The 25,334-nt window shown below is 45.4% G+C and carries 20 protein-coding genes; 5 read left to right on the top strand and 15 right to left on the bottom strand.

What is annotated here, in order from left to right:
- Position 1 precedes the first annotated feature (1 nt).
- From SWOO_RS05805 to SWOO_RS05790, 4 genes are read left to right on the top strand one after another with little or no spacing between them, the layout of a single operon-like run.
- Positions 2-724: a SapC family protein gene (locus tag SWOO_RS05805; RefSeq protein WP_012323781.1), complete on the top strand. Its 723-nt coding sequence runs from the start codon at positions 2-4 to the stop codon at positions 722-724.
- Between the two features lie 13 nt (positions 725-737).
- A complete protein-coding gene (locus SWOO_RS05800) occupies positions 738-1,754 on the top strand; it encodes a cupin-like domain-containing protein (protein WP_012323780.1) in 1,017 nt (338 codons plus the stop codon).
- A 21-nt stretch (positions 1,755-1,775) separates the two neighbouring features.
- Entirely contained in the window at positions 1,776-3,278 is a 1,503-nt protein-coding gene (locus SWOO_RS05795) for a tryptophan halogenase family protein (protein WP_012323779.1), read from the top strand.
- A gap of 8 nt (positions 3,279-3,286) precedes the next feature.
- Entirely contained in the window at positions 3,287-4,000 is a 714-nt protein-coding gene (locus tag SWOO_RS05790; RefSeq protein WP_012323778.1) for a DUF6445 family protein, read from the top strand.
- A 12-nt stretch (positions 4,001-4,012) separates the two neighbouring features.
- On the opposite strand, the gene SWOO_RS05785 is transcribed toward SWOO_RS05790, so the two are convergent.
- From SWOO_RS05785 to SWOO_RS05735, 11 genes are all read right to left on the bottom strand, one after another.
- Complete coding sequence (locus SWOO_RS05785) at positions 4,013-5,065, bottom strand: 2-oxoacid:ferredoxin oxidoreductase subunit beta (protein WP_012323777.1); 1,053 nt, start codon at positions 5,063-5,065, stop codon at positions 4,013-4,015.
- Positions 5,066-5,074: 9 nt separating this feature from the next.
- The gene (locus SWOO_RS05780; protein WP_012323776.1) at positions 5,075-6,904 is read right to left on the bottom strand and encodes a 2-oxoacid:acceptor oxidoreductase subunit alpha; all 1,830 of its coding nucleotides are present in this window, start codon (positions 6,902-6,904) and stop codon (positions 5,075-5,077) included.
- Positions 6,901-8,697, bottom strand: a complete 1,797-nt coding sequence (locus SWOO_RS05775) for an FAD-dependent oxidoreductase (RefSeq protein ID WP_012323775.1) — start codon at positions 8,695-8,697, stop codon at positions 6,901-6,903. Before SWOO_RS05775 ends, SWOO_RS05780 begins: the two co-directional genes overlap by 4 nt.
- 235 nt (positions 8,698-8,932) lie before the next feature.
- The gene (locus SWOO_RS05770; RefSeq protein ID WP_012323774.1) at positions 8,933-10,219 is read right to left on the bottom strand and encodes an NAD(P)/FAD-dependent oxidoreductase; all 1,287 of its coding nucleotides are present in this window, start codon (positions 10,217-10,219) and stop codon (positions 8,933-8,935) included.
- Positions 10,220-10,328: 109 nt separating this feature from the next.
- Positions 10,329-11,156 carry an ABC transporter permease subunit gene (locus SWOO_RS05765; protein ID WP_012323773.1) on the bottom strand — a complete coding sequence of 276 codons (828 nt, stop codon included), beginning with the start codon at positions 11,154-11,156 and terminating at the stop codon, positions 10,329-10,331.
- Positions 11,153-12,058 (bottom strand): ABC transporter permease subunit, encoded by a 906-nt coding sequence (locus tag SWOO_RS05760; protein WP_012323772.1) that lies wholly within the window; start codon positions 12,056-12,058, stop codon positions 11,153-11,155. The genes SWOO_RS05765 and SWOO_RS05760 overlap by 4 nt, the downstream gene beginning before the upstream one ends.
- 11 nt (positions 12,059-12,069) lie before the next feature.
- Positions 12,070-13,206, bottom strand: coding sequence for a polyamine ABC transporter ATP-binding protein (gene potA / locus SWOO_RS05755; RefSeq protein WP_012323771.1), 1,137 nt, complete (start codon positions 13,204-13,206; stop codon positions 12,070-12,072).
- A 100-nt stretch (positions 13,207-13,306) separates the two neighbouring features.
- On the bottom strand, positions 13,307-14,407 hold the full coding sequence (locus tag SWOO_RS05750) for a polyamine ABC transporter substrate-binding protein (RefSeq protein WP_012323770.1): 1,101 nt from the start codon (positions 14,405-14,407) through the stop codon (positions 13,307-13,309).
- A gap of 308 nt (positions 14,408-14,715) precedes the next feature.
- Positions 14,716-16,065 (bottom strand): glutamine synthetase family protein, encoded by a 1,350-nt coding sequence (locus SWOO_RS05745; RefSeq protein WP_012323769.1) that lies wholly within the window; start codon positions 16,063-16,065, stop codon positions 14,716-14,718.
- Position 16,066: 1 nt separating this feature from the next.
- Positions 16,067-16,828, bottom strand: coding sequence for a gamma-glutamyl-gamma-aminobutyrate hydrolase family protein (locus tag SWOO_RS05740; RefSeq protein WP_012323768.1), 762 nt, complete (start codon positions 16,826-16,828; stop codon positions 16,067-16,069).
- Between the two features lie 617 nt (positions 16,829-17,445).
- Complete coding sequence (locus SWOO_RS05735; protein WP_012323767.1) at positions 17,446-17,994, bottom strand: cupin domain-containing protein; 549 nt, start codon at positions 17,992-17,994, stop codon at positions 17,446-17,448.
- A 281-nt stretch (positions 17,995-18,275) separates the two neighbouring features.
- On the opposite strand from SWOO_RS05735, the gene SWOO_RS05730 reads away from it, so the two are divergent.
- The gene (locus SWOO_RS05730; RefSeq protein WP_012323766.1) at positions 18,276-19,583 is read left to right on the top strand and encodes an NAD(P)/FAD-dependent oxidoreductase; all 1,308 of its coding nucleotides are present in this window, start codon (positions 18,276-18,278) and stop codon (positions 19,581-19,583) included.
- Positions 19,584-20,108: 525 nt separating this feature from the next.
- Here SWOO_RS05730 and SWOO_RS05720 read toward each other — a convergent pair.
- The 4 genes from SWOO_RS05720 to SWOO_RS05705 all read right to left on the bottom strand — a co-directional run bounded on the left by SWOO_RS05720 (position 20,109) and on the right by SWOO_RS05705 (position 25,205).
- The gene (locus SWOO_RS05720; RefSeq protein ID WP_012323765.1) at positions 20,109-21,116 is read right to left on the bottom strand and encodes an alpha/beta hydrolase family protein; all 1,008 of its coding nucleotides are present in this window, start codon (positions 21,114-21,116) and stop codon (positions 20,109-20,111) included.
- A gap of 467 nt (positions 21,117-21,583) precedes the next feature.
- Positions 21,584-22,921 carry a hypothetical protein gene (locus SWOO_RS05715; protein ID WP_012323764.1) on the bottom strand — a complete coding sequence of 446 codons (1,338 nt, stop codon included), beginning with the start codon at positions 22,919-22,921 and terminating at the stop codon, positions 21,584-21,586.
- Between the two features lie 248 nt (positions 22,922-23,169).
- Positions 23,170-24,054 carry a hypothetical protein gene (locus tag SWOO_RS05710; protein ID WP_012323763.1) on the bottom strand — a complete coding sequence of 295 codons (885 nt, stop codon included), beginning with the start codon at positions 24,052-24,054 and terminating at the stop codon, positions 23,170-23,172.
- A 239-nt stretch (positions 24,055-24,293) separates the two neighbouring features.
- Positions 24,294-25,205 (bottom strand): LysR family transcriptional regulator, encoded by a 912-nt coding sequence (locus SWOO_RS05705; protein ID WP_012323762.1) that lies wholly within the window; start codon positions 25,203-25,205, stop codon positions 24,294-24,296.
- Between the last annotated feature and the right edge of the window lie 129 nt (positions 25,206-25,334).

Below are 25,334 nucleotides of genomic sequence, written 5' to 3'. Positions count from 1 at the left end.
AATGAGCAAACATGTACTACTTAATAGCCTAGAGCATAAAGATCTTAAAGTGATAACCGAACGCTCAAAGGAGCTCGGGGACAATATGTGGTACAGCGTGACCTTTCCCGCAGAGTTTCGCAGTATTCAGGCAAGCTACCCTATCTTTTTTCACAAAGATGGCGCTACTGGTCAGTTCTTTTCTGTCGCCCTATTTGGCTTTCAGCACAATGAGAACCTCTTTTTAAATGATGAGGGTTGGCAAGCATCCTACATCCCTTTGTCTGTCAGACGTCAGCCTTTTCTCATTGGACAGCAAACAGTACGTGAAGATGGTATTGAGCAGCAACAAAGGGTAATTCATGTCGACATGGAGAGTCCTAGAGTTTCAGATACCGAAGGGGAAGCTCTATTTCACCCTTTTGGTGGTAATACAGATTTTCTCGATGCCGCCGCAGAGATGCTAGAAACAATCCACTACGGGCTGCAAGACAGTCAACGCTTTATCGATACCTTGATTGAACATCAGCTGCTTGAGTCATTCACCTTAGATATCACCCTCGACAATGGGGAGCAGAAGCAGATGATAGGCTTCTATACCATCAATGAGGAGATACTGGCTGGCCTTGCGCCTGAAGTGTTAACGCAACTGCATAAGACTGGACACCTACAAGCCATCTATATGGCAATGGCATCGCAATCAAAGATCCGCGATCTGTTAACGTTAAAAAATGCAAAACAATAAGTAGGCAAAGCCAATGAACACCGGCAACACTCAAGTTAGAGCAATCACAGTGTCCAACATCGATGAGCTACTGTCTCAGATAGAGACAGCTGATGAGCCGCTTGTTTTTAAAGGGCTGTGCTCAGATTGGCCCTTGGTAAAAGCGGGGCTTGAATCGAATCAGGAAGCGATGAAATACCTAGCCTCCTTCTATCAAGGTATGCCTGTCACCGCCTATCAACTTGCACCGCAGCACAAAGGAAGAGTCTTCTACAACAGTGAGTTCAACGGTTTTAACTACCAAGCAGGACGACTGGATTTAAAGCAGCTCTTCTCACACCTAGTTCAGGAAGCCAATAGGCCAACTCCTGCTGGGATCTACATGGGATCAACAGATATCAACCAATGTCTGCCAGGGTTAGGGGCTGAAAACAGCCTAATGCTTGGAGATATATCCCCTCTGACGAATATCTGGCTTGGCAACCAGACCCATGTTGCCGCTCACTTTGATTTCCCACATAACCTAGCCTGCAATGCGGTTGGACATAGAAGGTTTACCCTCTTTCCACCTGAGCAAGTCAGTAACCTATACATAGGCCCAATGGAGTTCTCCCCTGGCGGTCAAGATATTAGTTTGATTGACTTACAGCAGCCAGATTTAGAAAAATTCCCCAAATTTTCAACAGCATTAGCGGCCTCTCAAACCGCAGAACTCGACCCCGGAGATATACTCTTTATCCCTAGCATGTGGTGGCACCATGTCAGCAGCCTAGATGAATTTAATGTGCTTATAACCCATTGGTGGCGAGATACACCCGCTTACCTTGGACGCCCTAATAACGCATTACTTCACAGCATGTTAAGCCTGCGATCTTTGCCAAAAGCACAACGCCTTGCTTGGAAAGCCCTGTTTGATCACTACATTTTTGAACATGATGATCAGCCACAAGACCATATTCCCCCACACGCACAGGGCTGCCTACATAAACCACTCGATGAGCTTAATGCTCGAAAACTAAGAGCCGATTTAACCAATAAGTTAAAGCGATAGCCCAAACTGAGGAGTGACCCAATGGATAATAAAATCAAAAAAGTCGTCATCGCTGGTGGAGGAACCGCAGGCTGGATGACAGCAGCAGCACTAAGCAAACTCATGGGGAAACACCTTGATATCGTGTTAGTCGAATCAGATGAGATAGGCACAGTCGGGGTAGGTGAAGCCACTATCCCAACACTGCATATATTCCATCGGTTACTGGGATTAAAGGAGCAGGAGGTGATGGCAGCCACCAATGCGACCTTTAAATTAGGGATCTCATTTGAAAACTGGAAAGAACTCAATCAATCCTACCTACACTCATTTGGCTTTCTGGGAAAAGATTGCTGGGCTTGCGGCTTTCAACACTTTTGGTTAAAAGGCAAAAAACAGGGCATTGCCAGTGAGATAGGTGATTACTGCACTGAACATGTCGCCGCTAGAGAGGGACGCTTTGCCATTTTACCAAACCAAGATCAAAACCATGCTTATCATATGGATGCCAGTTTATACGCCAAATACCTCAGAAAGTTTGCCGAACAACATGGCATGAGTCGAATAGAGGGCAAGATAGCCGATGTGCTGCAACACCAAGACTCTAAATCAAACAGTAATGGTCATATCAAAGCGTTAGTTCTTGAAAGTGGTCAAGTTATCAATGGTGACCTCTTTATCGATTGCACCGGTTTCAAAGCGTTGCTGATAGAGCAAACCCTTAACACGGGTTTTGAAGATTGGAGTCACTGGTTGCCCTGTGACAGTGCCATCGCAGTGCAAACAGAGGCCACCAATTCACCTATCCCCTACACTCGTTCTATCGCCCATCAATCGGGTTGGCAGTGGCGGATCCCTCTGCAAAATAGAACCGGTAATGGCATGGTATTTTGCAGTAAATTTATCTCAGATGATGACGCCACACAGCAGCTACTGAGTAACATTGAGGGAGAACCCATTAACAAGCCAAGAGTGATCAAGTTCAAAACAGGCACACGTCGCTTACATTGGCACAAAAACTGTGTTGCTATCGGGCTCTCTAGCGGCTTTCTAGAGCCTTTAGAGTCCACCAGCATTCACCTAATCCAGCGCAGTATTATCAGGCTAATGCAGCTCTTTCCCACCCAAGAGTTTGCTCAGCAAAATACCGATGAGTTTAATGCTCAAACCAAGTTTGAGATGGATAATATTCGCGACTTTATCATTCTCCACTATAAAGCCACCAATCGAGATGACAGCCGCTTTTGGCGCTACTGCAAAGAGATGTCTATCCCCGACTCGCTTCGCCATCGAATTGAGATGTTCAATGAAACAGGCAATATCTATAAGTTTGGCAATGAGCTGTTTGGTGAAAGCTCTTGGATACAGGTAATGATAGGGCAAGGGATCATGCCCAAAGAGTACCATAGCATTGTGGATTCGATGGAAGATGAGGAGCTAACCTCTTTTTTACATCAGATAAAGTCAGCGGCAAAGCGCAAGGTGGAAACCCTGCCGCCCCATTTTGATTTTGTTCAGCATTACTGTAAATCAACGGTAGTCTGAGAGGGGTTATGAATACTCAGACATCACTGATACGCATCTCATCACTCTCCCCTCAAGTAATCAAGATTGGGGAGGAAGCTACCCCCATTATCATTATTGATGATTTTGCTGAAGATCTTGCTCCCCTGCTCTCTTTTGCTCATGAAGCTATCTTTAAACAAGATAATGGTTCCTACTACCCAGGAGTCAGGGCAAGGTTACCTAAGCCCTATGCCATAGAGGTGATTAATCAGGTATTTCAATTAATTTATGATGTGTACCGAATTCCGCACCACTTAAGAATAACGCCCCATATATATAGCTTCTCCTTGATCACCCAAACGCCGGAGTCGTTACAGCCCCTGCAATGCCTGCCGCATTTTGATACTAAGGAGCCCAACTACTTTGCCATACTGCACTACCTCAATAGTGCTCCCCATGGTGCGACCGCTTTTTTTAAACATAAGCCTACGGGATATGAGCGTATTAATAGCGAGAGGATTGATGAATATTTTAACAAGGCCCAGGTGTGTTTAGATGAGATAAAGCGTCAAACTCCGCAATACTTTACTCATAGTAATGAACACTATGAGATCTACCATCAAGTGGAGTATCGCCCAAACCGGCTAATTATCTATCCGGGAAATCTACTCCACTCAACCTTAGTGGATCTCGATACCGATATCGATAGCAAGCCAGAAACAGGCCGGCTCACCAGCAATATTTTTATCAACTTTAAATAGTGATGCTCTCTACTACCTAAAGCTCTCATTGATGGTTTTCAATACATGGCTGCCGGGGCAGAGAGTTTCCTGCTTTAAAGAGTTTAGTGGGGCATCAGATGTGCCGTTTATCTCATGATAATCATCGGCTTCTGGATCGATATACATCAGGCCTGTGAGTATTTTCCCCTCCGACTTTAACTGCTCTATTTTTGTCATCGCCTTGATACGATCATGGGCATCATAATCGGCATCTATTCTCGACAGACGCAAAATGGATCCATCATGAAGGCAGATATCCTCGCTATCTGATTGGCCATTCTCGCAGCGTATCTCCTGCTTAACAGGCACAAAATCTGCCACCGCAGCAGTGGTAATATGATCATGGACATAATCATAGGAGCGATTTGAATCGGGGTTATTATTAAAGGTCACGCAGGGGGAGATGATATCAATAAACGCAAACCCCTTATGGCTAATCGCCGCCTTAATTAAGGGCACCAATTGCGACTTATCACCGGAAAAACTGCGCGCCACAAAGGTCGCGCCAAACTGCAGTGCACTCACACACAGGTCAATATCAGTAAACAGACTCGCCTCACCGGATTTACTCTTCATTCCCTGCTCAGCAGTGGCTGCCAACTGGCCCTTAGTTAAACCATATACGCCGTTATTGGCCACCATATAGAGCATGTTTAAACGGCGCCTGACCACATGGGCAAACTGGCCAAATCCAATGGAGGCACTATCGCCATCACCGGACATTCCAAGATAGATAAGCTCCCGATTGGCCATATTCGCCCCCGTTGCAACCGAAGGCATACGTCCATGTACAGTATTAAAACCATGGGCGTTGTTAAGAAAATAGGTGGGCGCTTTCGAGGAGCAACCTATGCCTGATAACTTAGCTATCTTATGTGGTGGCAGAGAGAGTTCAGCACAAGCCTGCGCAACCGCAGAGGTGATAGAGTCATGCCCACAGCCTGCACATAAGGTGGACAGTGCGCCTTCATAATCTCTGTGGGTTAAGCCAAGATCATTGACCTGCAGTCTTGGGTGCTTAAATTGTGGTTTGATGTAACTCATAGCGCCTCCTTATCCTGCAGCCTGATCGGTTTGAACTGAGAGCTGGGCTTGAACTGACTCAGCAATAAATTGTCCAGTGATAGCCAAGCCATCATAGTGCAATACCGCGCACATGGAGGCAGGGTCAATGGTCAGCTCATTACACAATAGCTTCTTAACCTGCCCATCTCGATTCTGCTCCACCACAAACACACCGTCATGTTCGCTGATAAAACTGGCCACTTGAGGGCTGAAGGGAAAAGCTCTAATCCTTAAGGTATTGACTTTCACTCCCTGCTCACAGAGCAAACTCACCGCCTCAGGAATCGCCTCATCAGTCGAGCCGTAGTAAACAAGCCCAACACGTTTAGCCTTGGTATTGATGGTAATTTCAGGGGCGGGTAATCGCTTAACGCCCATGGCAAACTTATGCTCTAAGCGCTCCATATTTTTGATGTAATCCTCCCCCTTTTCTGTGTAAGCCGCATACTCGTTATGGGAGGTGCCTCGGGTAAAGAAAGCACCTTTATTCGGATGGGTTCCCGGCAGTGTTCGATAACATACGCCATCACCATCAACATCTAAGTAGCGACCGAAGTCACTCGCCTTCTCTAAGTCGTCAGCATCCAATACTTTACCCAGATCGTACTCATGCTTATCATCCCAGCCAAAGGGATCACTCAAGTGAATATTCATCCCCATATCGAGATCTGTCATCACAATGATCGGTGTCTGTAGCCTATCGGCCAGATCAAATGCCTGAGCACTAAAATCAAAACACTCCTTTGGAGTTGATGGGATTAACAATACCTGCTTGCTGTCACCATGAGAGGCATAAGCACAGGTCAACATGTCCGATTGCTGAGTTCGAGTAGGCATCCCCGTTGAAGGCCCAGCCCGTTGCACATTCATCAACACTAGAGGGATTTCAGCAAAATAAGCCAAACCAAGAAACTCTGTCATCAAGGAGATCCCCGGCCCACTGGTGGCAGTAAATGCCCTAGCACCATTCCAGCCACCTCCCATGGCAATACCAATAGCAGACAACTCATCTTCAGCCTGCACGATGGCATAGTTTTTTTGCCCGTTTGCTGGGTCTATTCGTAAGCGCTGGCAGTAGGAGGCAAACTTCTCTATCACAGAGGTAGATGGCGTGATCGGGTACCAGCCAACCACAGTAGCGCCACCATAAACCGCCCCTAAACCAGAAGCGGTATTGCCATCAACTAAGATCCTGTCACCTATCAAGTCACGCCTCTCCACACAGATTGGCAGAGGGCAAGAAAACTGCTTATTGGCGAACTCAAAACCTAGCTCTAAAGCATAGATATTGGGCCGAATTAGCTTATCTTTGCCCTTAAACTGGTCTGAAACGAGATCTTTAAGCACCTGAAAATCGATATCAAGTAGCGCAGCGAGCGCCCCCACATAGATAACATTTTTAAACAGCTGACGTTGACGGGGATCGCTGTACTCTGCGCGGCAGATATCTGAGATAGGCATGCCTAAAAAGTTAATCTCTTTTCGCATCAACCTCTGGGGCAAGATGCGGCTGGAATCATAGAGCAAAAAACCGCCCGGCTGGACAGATTGAATATCCTCCTCAATAGATTGAGCATTCATCGCGACCACCAGCTCAGGTGCACCATCACGACGTCCCAAAAAGCCTTTCTCGCTGATCCTTACCTCAAACCAAGTTGGCATCCCCTGTATGTTAGAGGGGAAGATATTCTTAGCACTTACTGGCAGGCCCATACGCATAATGGCTTTGGCAAACATATTATTCGCACTCGCCGAACCTGTCCCGTTTGTATTCGCAAAACGCACCACAAATTCATTAATCGATTGGAACAGAGTCATAGAATGGTCGCCTTCAGATCTTTTAAGGTGAATTTTTTCATATCCCAAGCCCCGGTCGGGCAACGCTCGGCGCAAAGACCGCAATGAAGACACATATCCTCATCTTTAATCATCAGCTGACCTGTCTTTAACGGTGCGGAGATCAGTATCTCCTGCTGGGGATTGATATCGCTCACTCTGAGCTGACTTAACACGCGCTCATCGCTCACCTGCTCCACCTCATCATCGACCTTAAGAAAGTTGATGCAATCGACTGGGCAGATATCTTCACAGGCGGAGCACTCAATACAGATAGATTCGCTAAACACGGTATGGATATCACAATTAAGACAGCGACTGGCCTCTGCTAGCGCCATCTCCTCGTCATACCCAAGCTCCACTTCGCTGGCTAACTGTTTAATGGCCTGCTTCCTGTCCATATGGGGCACAGCATAACGAACATCTTGCTTTATCTTGTTATGGTAGCTCCACTCATGGATCCCCATCTTCTGACTAACAAGATTAAAGTCACTGACTGGACGCTCTGCAACAGGATCTTTACCCTGACAAAAAAGGTCAATTGAGATAGCCGCTTTATGACCATGAGCAACCGCAGTAATGATATTTTTAGGACCAAAAGCCGCATCGCCACCAAAGAAGAGCTTAGGGATACTGGCTTGAAGGGAGGCCTCCTCTAATACTGGTTGGTCCCATTGATTAAAGTCGATGCCAATATCACGCTCAATCCAAGGAAAAGCTGTGTCTTGGCCGATAGCGATCAAGACCTTGTCACACTCCATCAGCACAGTGTTGCCGGTATCAATCAAGGTGCGCTTACCATCATCGTCATAGTGAGACTGCACCTCCTCAAATAAGACGCCAACAAACTTGCCCTCTCGCATCACAAACTCAAGCGGCTTATGGTTACCGATAAGTTCGACATCCTCAGCCATCGCATCGGTTTTCTCCCAAGGAGAGGCTTTCATCGCCTCTAAACTCGATCGAACCACCACCTTGACCTGTTTGCCGCCTAAACGCCTCGCGGTGCGACAGCAATCCATGGCGGTGTTACCTCCACCAAGGACAATGACCCGCTTCTCAATCTTTTTGGTATGACCGAAGGCCACACTCGAGAGCCAATCTATCCCTATGCTTAGATGATCACCAGCTTCATCTCGGCCCGGTATCTTTAACTCTCGACCAAGGGGAGCACCCGTTCCCACAAAAATGGCGTCGTACTTCTCATCTAGCAGGCTTTTCATGCTACTAATGCCCTCTCCGAAACAGGTCTTCAAACCCATATCGAGGATCAAATCCAGCTCCTCTTCGAGTACCGTTTCCGGTAAACGAAACGCTGGGATCTGAGTGCGCATCATGCCGCCTGCTTTTTCCTCCCTATCAAACAGAGTAATTTTATACCCCATAGGCAGTAGATCTCTGGCCACGGTTAACGAGGCGGGGCCTGCGCCTATCAGGGCAATATGTTTACCATTTTTATCACTAGGGATGATGGGAAGGTAGGACTTAATATCCTCCTTATTGTCCGCCGCCACTCGTTTTAAACGGCAGATAGCAACAGGTTCCTCCTCCACTCGTCCCCGACGACACGCAGGCTCACAGGGACGGTCACAAACACGCCCTAAGATGCCGGGAAAAACATTCGACTCCCAATTGAGCATATAGGATTCAGTGTATTTTCTATCTGAGATAAGGCGAATATATTCTGGAACTGGAGTGTGGGCGGGGCAGGCTTGTTGACAATCAACCACGTTGAGAAAGTATCGGAAATTAGAGGTATCTGTTTTTTTCAACATAACAACCTTAATACTGATGGGTATAATTTTACCTTGTCTATTTAATGTACATTAATTTAAAACAAAATGGGTGATTTTTTGTACTCATCTATAGGCAAGATTATTGGTAACTTTCAATACGATCCAAGATTAAATGAGGCAGAGGCGATAAACAGTGGGATAGAGGATATTGCCACCCTTTTTAGGGGTGGCATTGGCAGAAATAAAAGCAGTTAAACTTGTATAAATGAAGTTATCAGATCCCGAACTTGTCTCTCATGGTGTAATACCAAGCGCCAATTGCACTAAATGGCACCTTAAACATATGACCGCCAGGGAAAGGATAGTGAGGGAGACTCGCAAATGCATCGAAGCGAGTCGCTTGACCCTTTATCGCCTCGGCCAAAATCTTTCCAGCAAGATGAGTGTAAGTCACACCGTGGCCGCTACAACCTTGGGAGTAATAGATATTATCGCCAATACGTCCAACTTGCGGCAAACGCGACAGAGTCAGTAGAAAGTTACCTGTCCAGGTAAAATCTATCTTCACATCGTTAAGCTGTGGAAAGGTTTCTAACATCTTAGGGCGAATAATCGCCTCGATATCAGCGGGATCTCGCGCCCCATAGACCACACCGCCACCATAGATAAGACGCTTATCACCAGACAACCTAAAGTAATCCAACAGATAGTTACAATCTTCAACGCAGTAGTCCTGTGGCAACAAGCTATTGGCCAGTTCATCACTTAATGGCTCAGTGGTTAACACTTGGGTTCCACAAGGCATGGATTTCGCTTGCAGCTCAGGCATCAAACCATTGAGGTAGGCGTTACCTGCCACCACCACAAATTTCGCTTTCACCGAGCCTTTAGCCGTATGGACCAGAGGATTATCACCTTGATCGACGCGGATCACGGCAGAGTCTTCAAATATCTTGCCCCCCAAAGATTCAACTGCAGCCGCCTCTCCTAATGCAAGATTGAGGGGATGAATATGACCACCACTCTTATCAAGTAGGCCGCCAACATAACGCTCAGTGCCTACCACATTGCGGATCCCTTGGCCATCAAGTAACTCAAGGTGTCCCATATGCCCGTGCTTCTCCCATAGAGACTTTTGTGCCTCAAGGTGCCCCATCTGCTTCGGGTTAATGGCAGCAAAAACGCCACCATCTTTTAGGTCACACTGAATTTGGTATTTGTTAATTAGCCCTTTAATGATCTTAGAGCCTTCGAAGGCCATTTCGCCAAACAGTTTGCCATTTTCAACGCCCACGGTTTTTTCGATGGAGTCGATATCGCGGCTAAAGCTGTTAACTATCTGTCCGCCATTGCGGCCAGATGCTCCCCAACCAATTCTGGCGGCTTCAAGTATAGTGACACTAAAACCCAACTCTAACAGATGGATTGCTGTCGATAGGCCCGTGTATCCGGCACCAATAATACAAACATCAGACTCAATATTGTCGGCGAGTAGAGCCCGCTCTACTTTGTCATTAGCCGATGCCGCGTAATAGGAAGCTGCATGAGGTACGCTTGTCATAACCTTCACCTACTGTTAATTGTTCAGTCTGACGTCATAACAAGGGGTTATACATCTTGTTATGACGCTTATTTTTACTCACCATATTCCACATGGAAATATATGTTCACTACATTGCTGGCGGTAAACTCTTCTTTTCGCTGCGCCTTGCAAAATACCAAGAGATAAATGCGATTAAGGAGACAGTCAAAATGATCAAGGTCGCCAGCGCATTAATCTTAGGTGAAACCCCCATACGTACTGACGAGAACACCACCATAGGCAACGTCGTCGCGCCAGGTCCCGAGGCAAAGCTGGCAATCACTAAATCATCCAGTGATAGACTAAATGAGAGTAACCAACCCGCCATCAGTGAGGGCGTTATCATAGGCACTGTGATATAGAAAAAGGTCTTAAGAGGGGTTGCACCTAAATCTTGAGCTGCCTCCTCAATCGACTGGTCAAGCTCACGCAACCTTGCCGATACCACCACTGCCACATACGCAGCGCAGAAAGTGGAGTGGGCTATCCATACCGTTAACATGCCTCGCTCAGCCGGCCAGCCAAATAGATCGGCCATATGCACAAAGAGCAGCAGTAACGACAGACCCGTGATCACTTCAGGCATAACCAGCGGCGCGGTGATCATATTAGACAGGGTCATCTTGCCCCATGAGCGCTTAAATCGCGTCATCACAAAGGCCGCCATGGTGCCCAATATCACCGCCATGGTGGAGGCAAAAAAAGCAACTCGCAAGCTGGTCCATACTGCATCTAATATCTGTTGATCCCGAAACAGCTCACCATACCACTTAGGTGAAAAACCGCCCCAAACGGTGACCAGTTTCGACTCGTTAAATGAGTAGATAACTAAGATAAACATCGGCGCATAGAGAAAAAACATTCCAGCCCAGAGCATGATGGTCGAGAAGCTCATCTTCTTTAATCTGTTACTCATACCTCTTTCTCCATGCTTCTAGATTGGTAACGATGGAATAGAGTGATAGGGATAATCAGCAAACCTAACATCACAATCGCCAGTGCAGAGGCCACAGGCCAATCTCGGTTATTGAAGAACTCCTGCCACAGTACTTTACCTATCATCAGAGAATCTGGACCACCCAGTAACTCAGGGATCACAAACTCACCCACCACAGGGATAAACACCAACATAGAGCCAGCTATCACCCCACCTTTAGAAAGAGGCAGCGTGATTTTCCAGAAGGTATTTAGGGAGCGTGAGCCTAAATCTGATGCAGCCTCAAGCAAGCTGCCATCGAGTTGAGACAAGGTCGCATAGAGAGGTAGAATCATAAACGGCAGGTAACTGTAGATAATCCCGATATAGACGGCAAAATTGGTATTCAGCATCTGGATTGGCTCAGAGATAACACCAGACCAGAGCAGAATATTATTAATGACCCCATTGTTACTCAAGATCCCCATCCAGGCGTACACACGAATAAGAAACGAAGTCCATGAAGGTAGCATCACCAACAGAATCAACAAGGTCTGCTTCTCCTTAGGCGCTCTGGCAATGGCGTAGGCCATCGGATAACCAATCAAGAGGCAGCCTAAGGTGGTGATAAAGGCCATCTTCAATGAGCCTAAGTAAGCGTACAAGTAGAGCGAGTCATCGAAGATCAGCAGATAATTGCCTAAGTTCAGCAAGATCTGCAGCGACTCATCGGCATAGTTAAATAGCGATTCATAAGGTGGAATAGAGATGGCTGCTGTCGACAGACTGATCTTAAGGACAATAGCAAAGGGAAGTGCGAAGAATAACAGTAGCCAGAAATAGGGAACCCCTATGGTCCAGCATTGCCCCTTGGGCAGTTTAAACGTGAGTGGCTTTTTCATACTATGCCCTCCTATGATCTGAGGACCACTCCGCTGGTGGCCTCCCAACTGATGAAGACCTTATCTTCCCATGTAGGAGGATCTGAGCGTCTATCACGGTTAGTCATCACAGATTGGATCACCTGATTATTAGTCAGACGAATGTAATAGACTGAGATCCCACCAAGGTAGGCAATATCTTCAACCACGCCTTGGCACCAGTTGTATTCATTCTCTGGCTGTTCACGACTAATACGCGCTTTCTCAGGTCTCACTGCTAACCAAACTGTCTTATCTTCCACATTGGTCGATACCCCGTGACCAATATAGAACTTAGTTTCAAGATTGGGCGACTGTATGATGGCGTGATCCGCCACATCAACCACTATCTCCCCCTCAAAGAGGTTCACAGAACCAATAAATTCAGCCACCATTCGTGACGAAGGACTCTCATAGATATCCATCGGCGAGCCAGTCTGTGCTATCCAGCCCTCATTCATAATGGAGATACGCTCAGCCATGGTCATCGCCTCCTCCTGATCATGGGTCACCATGACGCAAGTCACGCCGACAGCCTCAAGAATATCGACGACCTCAAGCTGCATCTGAGTTCTCAGTTTTTTATCCAGAGCCCCCATAGGCTCATCGAGTAGCAGTAATTTTGGCCGCTTTGCTAAAGAGCGCGCCAATGCGACACGTTGACGCTGACCGCCAGATAACTGAGCAGGTTTACGCTTAGCGTACTCCTCCATATGCACCAGTTTGAGCATCTCAGCCACGCGAGCGGCGATCTCATCTTTAGGTAACTTATCTTGCTTTAAACCGAAGGCGATATTCTGCTCAACCGACATATGAGGAAACAGCGCATAGGATTGAAACATCATGTTTATCGGTCGCTCGTGTGGCGGCATATCTGTGATATCGACACCGTCGAGATAGATACGTCCCTCAGAGGGTTTCTCAAAACCTGCCAGCATACGCAGCAAGGTAGACTTGCCAGAACCTGAGCCTCCCAGCAGTGCAAAAATCTCCCCTTGATTGATGTCTAGCGACACATCATCGACAGCGCGAACATCATCAAATAACTTACTGACCCGCTCTATTTTAAGCAGGACTTTTCCTGGCGTCTTTGTTGTTGGTTTATTGGTGACGCTTGAGGTGGTAGTCATAATACTTCTCCACTAAAGGCGCCACATATCAGTGGCACCTTCGGCAATTTTTAACGAGAGGTGGAACTTGGGCCAGCAGCGCTGGCCCAATTTAGGTCTATTAGTAACCTGACTTAACTTTGGTCCAAACACGTGTCATCGCACGTTGAGCCTTCATCGGACGAACATCGGCCACATAGAGGCGCTTTAGTACTTCAGGCGTTGGATAGATAGCTGGGTCGCTTAAGATCTCTTTATCTACTAAGGTTTCTGCCGCCGCATTTGGATTCGCGTAAGCAACGTAATCGGTAATAGGTGCGATCACCTCAGGGCGAAGTATGTAGTTAATAAAGGTGTGGGCATTTTTCACATTGGCAGCATCAGCAGGTATCGCCAACATATCGAACCAAAGGTTCGCACCCTCTTTAGGAATTGAGTAGCCAATCACCTGACCATTTTCAGCTTCTTCGGCACGAGCCGCTGCTTGGAACACATCACCTGAGTAACCAAAGGCAACACAGATATCACCATTAGCGAGGTCAGTGATGTAGCGTGATGAGTGGAAGTAAGTGACAAAAGGACGCACCTTGTCTAACACTTCACCCGCTTTCTTGTAATCAGCCTTGCTATTACTATTGGGATCTAACCCTAAGTAAACTAAGGCCATAGGCAGCATCTCATCGGCAGAATCTAGCATTGAGAGACCACACTTTGAGAGCTTTTCAGCATATTTAGGATTAAACAGCAGCTCAAGAGAATCAGTCGGTGCATCTTCACCTAAAATCTCTTTCACCTTACCTTCGTTATAGCCTATACCAGTCGTTCCCCACAGATAAGGCACTGAATACTCATTACCCGGATCTGCCGCTTCCAGCTGCTTCATCAAGTCAGCTTTAAGATTCTTATGATTAGAGAGTTGAGCAACATCTAGCTTTTGAAAAGCCCCTGCTTTTATCTGCTTAGCGAGGAAGTTGTTCGATGGCACCACAAGATCATAACCAGAACGACCCGATAGCAGCTTAGCTTCAACCACCTCATTGCTATCAAACACATCATAGATAACACGAATACCTGTCTCTTTTTCAAAGTTAGCTAAAGTATCTTCGGCAATATAATCGGACCAGTTATAGACCCTAACTACCTCTTCAGCCATCACGTTAGTGCTTGCTAACACACCTGCACCGATTAAGGCTAACGTGGTTATTTTCTTAAAAAACTTCATGCTATCTCCTTGATTTAGCGTAGCAACAGCCTACGACTGTTGTCTGTCATTGTTTACCGGTCAAGCCGGTTTTAGTTCTTATTTTAACCAATGCTACACCCTATATACCCAAACCACTTCAGCAGCTAATTCAGTGTTGCCGCAGCACCGCTGAACATTAAGGTCGCTTGGGTATATCGCATAGGCAGTTTGCACAGCCAACATCTGAATAGAGGTCTATTCAAACGTATTCCCGATCACTTTCTTACTTCATTGACACCTTACTCATACTCAGAGCCATCCCAACATGGCCCTGAGATCACTTTGGGCTAAACCGTCAGCAGCAGATACTCACGCTCCCATGAACTGATCACCCGCTTATAACTGGCCAGATCCGCCTGCTTCACCGCGATATAACCTGTGGTAAATGCCTCACCTAGGTATTCACGACATGCTGTACTTTCAGACATCACGGCCAAAGCTTCCTCGAGTGTTAGCGGTAGACTAATACTCTGGCGAGATTCATTCGCCCTACCCTGTACTGGAGTCGAGGGCTTCACATCATCGACCATGCCGATATAGCCCGCGAGTAAGCTCGCTGCGATAGCTAAATAGCTGTTGGAATCAGCGCCAGCAATACGGTTCTCAATGCGCAGGTTTTGTGGAGAGGATTCAGGGATCCTCAATCCACAGGTTCGATTCTCTTCGCCCCACTCAAGATTAATTGGTGCAGAGGTGCCAGGTAGGAAACGCCTAAATGAGTTCACGTTGGGGGCTAACAGAGGCAGAAATTCAGGGGCATATTTTTGTAAGCCACCGATATAGCTAAAGAAGAGTGGCCCCTTAGTGCCGTCATCTAAAGAGAAGATGTTTTTCCCTGATTTAATGTTCACCACACTTTGATGTAAGTGCATCGCGCTACCTGGCTCATCAGCGACAGGTTTGGCCATAAAGGTGGCACACACATTATGTTTTAATGCCGCTTCACGTAGGGTACGTTTAAACACAAACACCTGATCGGCTAGAGATAGAGCATCGCCGTGACTGAAGTTGATCTCCATCTGGGCCGTACCCTCTTCATGGATCAGGGTATCGATATCTAACCCCTGCTCTTCACACCAGTCATACATATCTTCAAACAGTGGGTCGTACTCATTGGCAGCATCAATAGAGAAAGATTGACGGCCTGACTCTTGGCGGCCACTGCGACCAACAGGTGGGATAAGGGCTTGATCTGGATCTTCATTTCTGCGGGTAAGATAGAACTCCATCTCAGGAGCTACCACAGGTTTCCAGCCCTTATCTTCATAAAGTTTGAGCACTTTTTTCAAGACATTACGAGGTGAAAGCTCAATCGGATTGCCCATCTTGTCATAGGTATCATGGATAACCTGAGCCGTGGCCTCTATTGTCCAAGGCAGCTTGAACACAGCATCTTCATCGGGAACACAGATAAAGTCGATATCCGCTTTATCCAATAGCTCATCGTAGGGCTCATCTTCCACATAATCGCCTGTGACTGTCTGCAGCAGCACACTCTCAGGCATTCTCATCCCTTTCTCATCGATAAACTTATCAACCGGTGCAATCTTGCCACGGGCAATCCCCGTCATATCACTGATCACACACTCAACTTCGGTAATTTTATGTTCTTTTAAATAAGCGGTTAACTTCTTCATTTTATCTCACTCGGTTCATTGCATGGCGCTGGCAAGCATCACTAAACAGTTTGAAAATGGCGGTGTAAAAAGGATGTTCAAGCACCTTCCATTCCGGATGCCACTGGACGCCCAGTGCGAAATTTTTAGCCTCTCTCACAGAGAAAGCTTCGACTAATCCATCTGAGGCAAACGCCTCCGGCCGCAACCCGACACCCAGACGGTCAACGCCTTGGGTATGCACAGAGTTAACCTCTGCAGAGCTACGGCCCCATGCCTCGTGAAGCAACCCTCCAGGTTCTATCTGTACCTCATGGGAGATCCCATACTGCACATCTACTGGCTTAGTTTTATCTTCTCTATGTTCAATATAACCGCCCACTTCATGGAGTTTCTGATGAAGTGTGCCGCCATAAACCACATTCATCTCCTGAAAACCACGGCAGATTGCCAGCACAGGAACCCCTGCATCGATAGCTGCTTTTAATAAAGGAAGTGTGGTCGCGTCTCGCTTAGGATCGTGGTGGGTATCCGCTTCACTGGGTTGCCCTTGAAAGTGATGCGGCTCAATATTTGATGGTGAACCGGTAAATAAAATGCCATCTAACCTAGGTAGAATTGACTCCGCAGGGCAATGCCCAAGAGAAGGGATCACCAATGGCCACGCGTTAGTCGCATCTGCAATGGATAACAGATATTTTTCGCCCACGATATTAAAAGGATGTAAGCCTAACTTCTGATTGCACGCTGTCACCCCAATGACAGCAAGCCCTGCATCCGACATAAATCACCTTTCTCGTTATATTTTCGTTTTTATTATGTTTATAAGAGTACATATGCTGTTCGGTATTAATGAACACGACTTAACCGCATGTTCACTTTATCAAACACTACACTGAAAAAAGCACACAGGCAAGCGCATAAATGAATACAATTTTAAACACTAAACAAAAACAATAAAAACGCGATTAATAACATACAGATAAGCATTAAAGCATTGTCATCACCTTGCAGCTTCCGAGCCATTTAGCAAGATATTCAGTCAAAATCTCGGTGTAATTCAACCTTGACACAGTTCACATAAACACACCCTTCATGACCAATATTATTTACATAGACTGTACAGTAAACAAGCAATCAAATAGCGCCAACAGGCTGTAAGCACTAAGGTATTTCTAAAGAGCAGCATTTCTAACCAGTAGAATTATATAGAGCAGGGTTTTGAAGGGGGGTGAGGAGTTTAGAATTAAGCTCAACAGGCGCTAACAGTAAATAAGATGTTAAAACCAGTAGGTAGATGCACTGAACATGAGTGTTGATGATTGACAGCAAGATTCAGGCACAAAAAAAGGGCCTAGGCCCTTTTAATACGATTAAACATTAGAAACTCGCTGAAAAAAATTAGAAATTAGCTGGCGTGGTGGCGCTCACTATTCGGCAGTCCTCATCGAAAGGGTTTCTAAACCTATGGGGCGTCTCACTATTAAAATAATAGCTATCTCCAGTTTCAAGAATAAACACCTCGTCACCGACCGTAAGCTCAAACTTGCCCTCTATCACGATGGCCGCTTCCTCACCCTCATGCTTAAGCATCTCTTCACCAGTATCAGAACCAGGTGGGTAGGTTTCGCTCATCACAGACATAGCTCGGTTGGGATAGTCCCGACCCACCAGCTTGTAATCTAAATTTCCATCGCCAATATCAAGCAGCTCGTCACTGCGATAAACAACTTTAGCTTCACTTGCAGCCGTGTCCTCCATAGAGAAGAAATCGACTAGCGACATAGGTAATCCAGATAGCACCTTCTTCAAGGAACTTACCGATGGACTGACACTGTTTTTCTCAATCATAGAGATAGTGCTATTGGTGACGCCAGCTCTTTTCGCAAGCTCACGCTGGGATAACCCCTTAATTTTGCGGACAGCCTTGAGACTAGCTCCAATATCCAAATCTATCTCTCCTATCAAAACACGCTACCAAGGCGAAACTCGTCAACCTTTGTATCAAAATCACTCAATCTATTCCCCATACTAATTTGTATCTGACCAAAAAGCATGTTAAATATAATCAACACCCGTGAATTATATAGGACTACCAGCAGATGTATAGCGCTCTAAGTCCCAAAGATTCTTAAAAAACCGTATTTTATAACTAAATTGCGATAACCGATAAGTAAAACCTAATAACTGAAAACGTATATCTAATAACAATAATAAAGTTTGGAGAGATAATGTCCGTCAGCAGCCCAGTTCACAGCGACCAATACCCCGCCTCCTACTATTTCAGTACCGCTAAGGAGCTCCATGAGCACCCTCAGCTGCAGGAGCAGATAAGCGCCGATGTATGCATTGTTGGCGGTGGCTTTAGTGGAATAAACACTGCCATCGAACTGGCTCAAAAAGGGTTCTCAGTAGTGCTTCTGGAAGCTAAGCGCATTGGCTGGGGCGCTTCGGGAAGAAATGGTGGTGAGCTTATTCGTGGTATTGGCCACAACGTCGCTCAATTTAAAAACATCATCGGCAGCGAAGGCGTCGAAGCCATCAATCAGATGGGCTATGAAGCAGTCAACATCGTCAGGCAGCGTGTTGCAGAGCATAATATCGACTGTAACCTGCAGATGGGTTACTGCGACTTGGCTATAAAAACCCGTCATATGGCAGAACTTCAAGAGGATTACGATGACCTTCTGTCTCAAGGGCGAGGCGAAGGTTTTACCCTGTTACAGAAACAGGATATCAAACAGGTTATCGGTTCAGACTGCTATGAAGGCGCCCTTGTGGACATGAATAGCGGCCATCTTCATCCACTCAACCTCGCGCTAGGTGAAGCCAAAGTGGCGAAGGCTTTGGGCGTTAAGATGTTTGAGTACAGCGCAGCAGAGAAGATCATCAAGGGAGATAAGCCCCAAGTCATCACAGCTAAAGGTCAGGTCAACTGCCAATATCTGGTGCTGGCTGGTAACGCCTATATTGGCCATAAACTCGACAGTTACCTAGGTGGGAAAGTGCTCCCGGCTGGCAGTTATTTGCTGGCCACCGAGCCACTCACCGATGAGCAGTGCAAAGAGATTATTCCGCAAAACATGGCTTTTGCAGATCTGCGTATCGACTTAGATTACTTCCACCTCTCAGAAGATAACCGCCTACTCTTTGGTGGTCTTTGTACTTACTCAGGTAAAGATCCTAAAGATATTGAGGCAGCTCTACGCCCAAATCTTGAGAAGGTATTCCCTCAGTTAAAGGGAGTAAGAATCGATTTCGAATGGGGCGGCATGATAGGCATAGGCGCCAACCGCCTGCCACAAATTGGACGACTACCGGATTGTCCCAATATTCTCTACGCCCAAGCCTATGCAGGCCATGGCGTCAACGCCACCCATATGGCAGCGAAATTAATTGCCGAGGCGCTTACCGCACAAGCTGAGCGCTTCGATATTTTTGACAAGGTGCAGCATATGACCTTCCCCGGCGGGCCAGTGTTTCGCTCACCCATGTTGGCAGCAGGAATGTTGTATCATCGGATGAAGGACCTTTTTTAGTCATTGGCTAACTTGTCGGATAACAAATCGGTTTCACTTGTCTGATAACAAGTTTCTAAATATCTTTTTGGGTTGGGTTCATTGGGCAGGTTTGGTATTTAGTTGGTTTATTAGTAACCATAACCTTAATGTAATCTATCGCCTGCAGCGTGCTAAATGTGCAAGTAATCTCTCGGTACGCTGTGAATATATCCCTATACGCTCTACGGTTTCATCCTTGAAACCGAAGCCCTCGATCCTACTTACACCTAATTATTCATCTCTTCGATTTAAGTTTTTACTGGAATCACGAATTGATCTTAAGCATGAGCCAATTGAAGTGAATTCCTATGACGCCTTACCCGCTGTTGCTCTTCTCCGTGGTCTTCGTAATGATGTCCATATCTAAGTGCCAGTTCGACATCGTGTCTCTCGTTCGTGACCTTATAACTATCGTTATACTCTCCCTCCGTGGTGAATTGCTTTATCTTGGAATGAAGATCTTGGACGCCCAAGGGGATGCCTTGGGCGGGCCGAGTGGGCGAATTATAGATACTCTCTAAACCAGTTAACGAGTTCTATGTTGGCTTTCTCTTTATTTTGCATCAAGCCATGATTATCTTCTGGGTATAACACGAGTTTATGGGGGATCTTGTGCTTTGATAAGGCATCAGCAAGATCAATGGAGTGGTTTACTGACACTCTTTTGTCATTAGTGCCATGAAGAAGCAAGATAGGGACATCTGCAGATAACTCATCTACCCAGCTCAGTACTGAACGTTTCTCTAGTTCAGACACCTTATTCTTCTCATAATCAGGAATTCGGTGCTTAAATACTTTTTCCATTTTGGGTCTATAAGTGAGCCCTTTTAACAGATCAGATGGGCCAGCAAGGGTTGCAATAGCCTTTATATTCTTGATTCGCTTGGTCGCTAAGTGTGTCTGCATTCCACCTCTGCTAGCCCCATACATTCCAATACGGTTATGATCTGCACCTTCAATACTTGGAATGTAGTCTAACAGCGCAATAACATCATCGACGTCTTTGCCACCGAACTGATCAAGAGAGTCATCTTTTGTAAATGTACCTCGGTATTGGCTACCGATAATAACGAACCCTTTCTCAGCAATAGGAAATAGGTTTTGTATCATTGCGCCTAAAACAACTCCGCCAAATCCTCCGTTGCCACCGCGGTTATAAATTAACACTGGCAGGTCATTCTTAGCTAATTTGGGCTTAATGACATAACCGTAAACAGCTTGTCCATCAACAGAGTATTCGAAGTTTCTACAAGCTAACTTGTCTTTGAAATAGTTAAATTTTTCTTTACCAAAAATAACGTCAAATTGAGCCAACTTTTGTTCTACCTTAGTATCAGACTTTGCCCTTTTTCTGTATTTTTTCTCTATAAAGCCACGCCATGAATCATAATCAGAAAAGATTTTACTAAAGCAGTCTGTTTGTTTTTTGATTCGTTCATCATTGATTAAGTTGGATGCTTGGGCTCCAAATGATGCAATAACTAAAGTAAAAACCAATATATATCTATTCACATAAACTCCCTGTTAGTGATAATTCGATTCAAAATGGGGGAATCAACCCATTCAGGCATTGCTCATTAATCTATGGCAATGTCCCCTCCCTTAATAATCTGCAATCCAGACTACTTCGAAAGCGATTTCAATGCACTTAAAATGAATATAGCGACTATGTTGATGTCACTGAGCTGGTTTTAACTCGATGAAACTCATCCTTATAACAACGTGAATCACTCGCCATTATGGCGCTACAGCATCACCATAAGTTGCATACCTATTATGCTAGCGCTTATAAGTTAGCCTTATGGCTTGAGCGATTTGGTACTACTGGCTATTTTATAAAAGTGTTGAAATGATTTAGGCTTCAAACTGAAATACTTGTTCTGCTTGTAGAAATTGGCGATGGATCTCTTTGTGCTTCTCACACAAAAAGGCGGCCATATAGGCCGCCTTACATCGATTAAATGAACTATCTTTAACTACTAACTGCCGTTAGCCTTCAACACATCACGAGGAGCTTTGAAATTAGGAGCCTCGGAGTGCACATCAGCTTTGGTACAATCTGTTTTGTCATATTCATTATCACAATCCCAGCCCATAGCCATCTCAACCATAAGGGCACCAAAAGTACTCCCAGCTAAATCCATAGCAGCTAACATCTGCTCATAGCTAAAAGCATCTTTAGGCTCTTTGTCTTCTAGCGATCCAAAAACATTGGTTTGGAAATAAAGTGGTGGTCCATAAGTAGACAATAGATCATAAATGTTCTCATTTATCGCAACTTCATCATCTCGTAAGCTATTGTTACCAAGTATACAGCGGTCACCCAACTTCTCACGACAGTAACTAAATATATCGTGGGTTTTATTGACTACAGTCGTCGCATCACCAGCATCTATTTTACTGCGCTTTTTACCCTGCTCATCGGCAGCATGATTCGCATCTTTTTCTGTCAGATAATACTTTTGGTAAAGGTGGCTACCGAAAATACTCGGTGTGCGCTTCCAGGTGTTCTTGTGGATATCAACTTGTCTTTCTAGGCATGCATAATCCTTAGGGTTAGTGTACACATCACTCCCTAATACTGAGGCATCTGTCATTGCAGCAATATTTACCTGGCGGGGATTTTTACCATCAGCATTGCGGATCTCATTACCGTCTGCATCTTTTTTGCGACCAGTACGATTCCACATAATCTCAGAATGAACTGTCATACACATAGAGGCAGCAACCGCACCGATTAATTCGTTATTATCATATTTGGCCGCCAAACCTCTCATCAATGAAAGATAGCTATCCTGATATTTCTCAGTCCAAAACGCCGGCAGTTTATGTTTTTGCGTATCAGCAAAACTCTTAAAGTACCAGTCAACTTCCTTAGTTCTATTTCTTACCCAATCAGGAGAGTCGACACCTGCTCGGATCCTAAGCAGAACCTTAAATTTATCAGCATCACCTCTGTCATGCTGATCATTGAACGCCTTCGCAGCAGCTAATGCCTCATCAATAAGCTCGAACTGAAACTTACTATCGAGATAGGTATCTTTCTCTGCTGTTGTCGTTAGTGCATCGTATTCTTTCTGGCTGAATCGAGCTCGTTGCAGATCTGACCATAAAATTTGGCAATAACCACCATCTACATTCGTTCCTCTTGCAAGATCGCAATAACTGATACCACTAGGTCCTTTACCTCGCATAACAGCACCGGAGGGAGAGGCTTTCAAATCACTCGCAGCAGACACCGTTGGAATACTTAAAAATGATCCTGTTAAAAGGGTGCATCCCAAAAAACTTAAACTTAATACTTGATTTAGTCTCATTGTTATCCTCTTCTTATTATTAATCTCCTTTGTTAAACAACTGGCTCATCCCTAAGCAATTACTAGTATTATTTATACTACAAATAAAGCATGACAGTAACACTCATAATGATTACCGATCAAGTATTAAAATTAAGCTGTAGCTAATATTATTAAGGAAGGGAACTGTATCTAGCGTAGGTAAGTAACAGAGTAAGGTAGAAGTCATTGATTTACTTCTACCTAGTGGCTAATCCAATAATGCAAGACTAACGTTTAAAAGAGAGGCCCCACATCAGAACCTTGCTACCATTTGTGTAATCATCGGTTGCGGTGGCTGAGATACGAATGCGATCGGCATATACCATACGTGGTAGGTTAAACTCCTGTCTTTGATACGATGGTGCGTATATAGGTGCAAACTCAAAACTGCCTACGGTTTCCCACTCACCATGTTTCCATATATCAAAAGTGAATGTGCGTAATCGAGTGCCTTCACCGTTATTATATGAACCTAGACGAAAAGTTTTCATCCCCATTGGCTTTTCAAAGTCCATGTAAAATGACATGGGCAGATTGCCGTGGAGCACATCAGCCTGAAGAAACAGGCCTTGGCTGGTATCAAAGTGTTCCAGATTGGTAAAGTGAGGCTCTAAACTATCAGAGTCGACAAGAAAGCTTGAATTCAAGCTGTTGTGAGAGTTATTACCACCAAAATTGAACACCTCATCGGCATAATAGGCGATGATATTCTCAAACTGAGGCACCTCTTTGGTCAACAAATCTGTGTACAGTGAGAAGTCGCCCTTCTCACCGTTAGCTCCAAACCAGACACCTTCCCAATATTTGCCATCAACCTGACCAAAATACCAATTTCGAGTCTCACCTTGGTGGATCTCAAACTGGAATCTCGGTTTATCACCTGAGCCAATATACTGGCTATCGGTATTCTCAACTCGACCAGAGATCAGCTCGCCCGCTGCCGTCTTCCCGATAACCGTGTTCCCCGATAGATCAATATTCAACTTAAGCTGTTTTTGATAATCGGTAGCACCGTCCAACACCTCATCATAATGCAGATAAAGCACATCATTACTTGATGAGTAGGCAAAAGGAGAGATTGCACATAGAGTACAAAGTAGAAGTTTTTTCATGGAATATGACCTTAGCTGATAATAATATCGATTAATTATTGGTTTTATTACACTCAGCTCTCAGCAGCTCCCCTCCTCTATTTGAGGCAATAGAGATACACAAAATGAAGTAAACAGGTGAACAGTTTAGACTCTGAGGCTGGTTGACAATCATCATCCTTAACGGCCGATACAATAACCCACTTACCGTATGGCATTCCTATATTGAGATCACAATATGATTCAAATACCGATTGATATTAAAAACCTCTATCCCAATAGGGCTGCTCACCACCTAATCTTTCCAAAATAAAATCAAGAAAAACCCTAACTTTGGCGGGTAGGTGTTGCCGCTCTGGAAACACAGCATAGAATGTCTGCATAGGCAGCTGATAGTCGGTTAACAGTGGAACAAGCTTGCCCTCTGCAATATCTTGGCCGACGATAAATGTGGGGATCTTAGCGATACCTAAGCCAGATAGGATAGCCTTTTGCAGCGCTTCACTGTTATTCACCCGATAGTTACCACTGACCTTCACTTTGAGCGGACCCGTATCCATATGGAAGGTCCATTCACTGCCACCACTAAAATAGGCATAATTGATGCAGTTATGCCTGCTCAAGTCTGTCGGAATTAATGGAGTTCCATACTTTTTAAGGTACTCAGGCGCTGCGCATATCACACTGCGACATGGCGCTAAACGGCGAGCTATCAGGGTTGAGTCCTGCAAACTTCCAGCACGAATAGCCAGATCAAATCCCCCCTCAACCAGATCAACGACCCTATCATCCATCACCATGTTCAGGGTGATATCTGGGTATTTGGCTAAAAAGTCGGCCACAAGTGGCGCAATATGCAAACGGCCAAATGACATGGGGCTATTCACCTTAAGCTCACCTTTAGGGTTTCCCTGCAGTTGAGTCACCGAATCAACACCTTCTGCAGCAGCAATATAGGATTTCAGTGCGTACTCAAAATAGCGCTCTCCCGCCTCAGTCAAACTGAGCTGGCGAGTTGTTCGGTGTAGCAATTGAACCCCAAGTTTATCCTCAAGCTGGCGAACTCTTTTACTGACCGCCGACTTACTGATCCCTAAGCGTGACGCTGCTTGAGAAAAACTGCCGCTCTCTATCACAGCGACAAACACAGGTATTGCCGAAAAAGTGTCCATACTTTTACCATTGTCAACTTAAAGTCAACGATGAGTTTCCGACATACCCGCTAATCAGTCAACCTAAAACCTTATAAAGTAAAGCATGAATAACCACTTGATTTATTAGATTGAATCCAAGCCAAAAGC

This window comes from Shewanella woodyi ATCC 51908, assembly GCF_000019525.1.
In the GTDB taxonomy this organism is placed as follows: Bacteria; Pseudomonadota; Gammaproteobacteria; order Enterobacterales; family Shewanellaceae; genus Shewanella; species Shewanella woodyi.
Note: the sequence above shows the minus strand (reverse complement) of the source record. Positions and strands in the feature narration are given on the sequence as shown.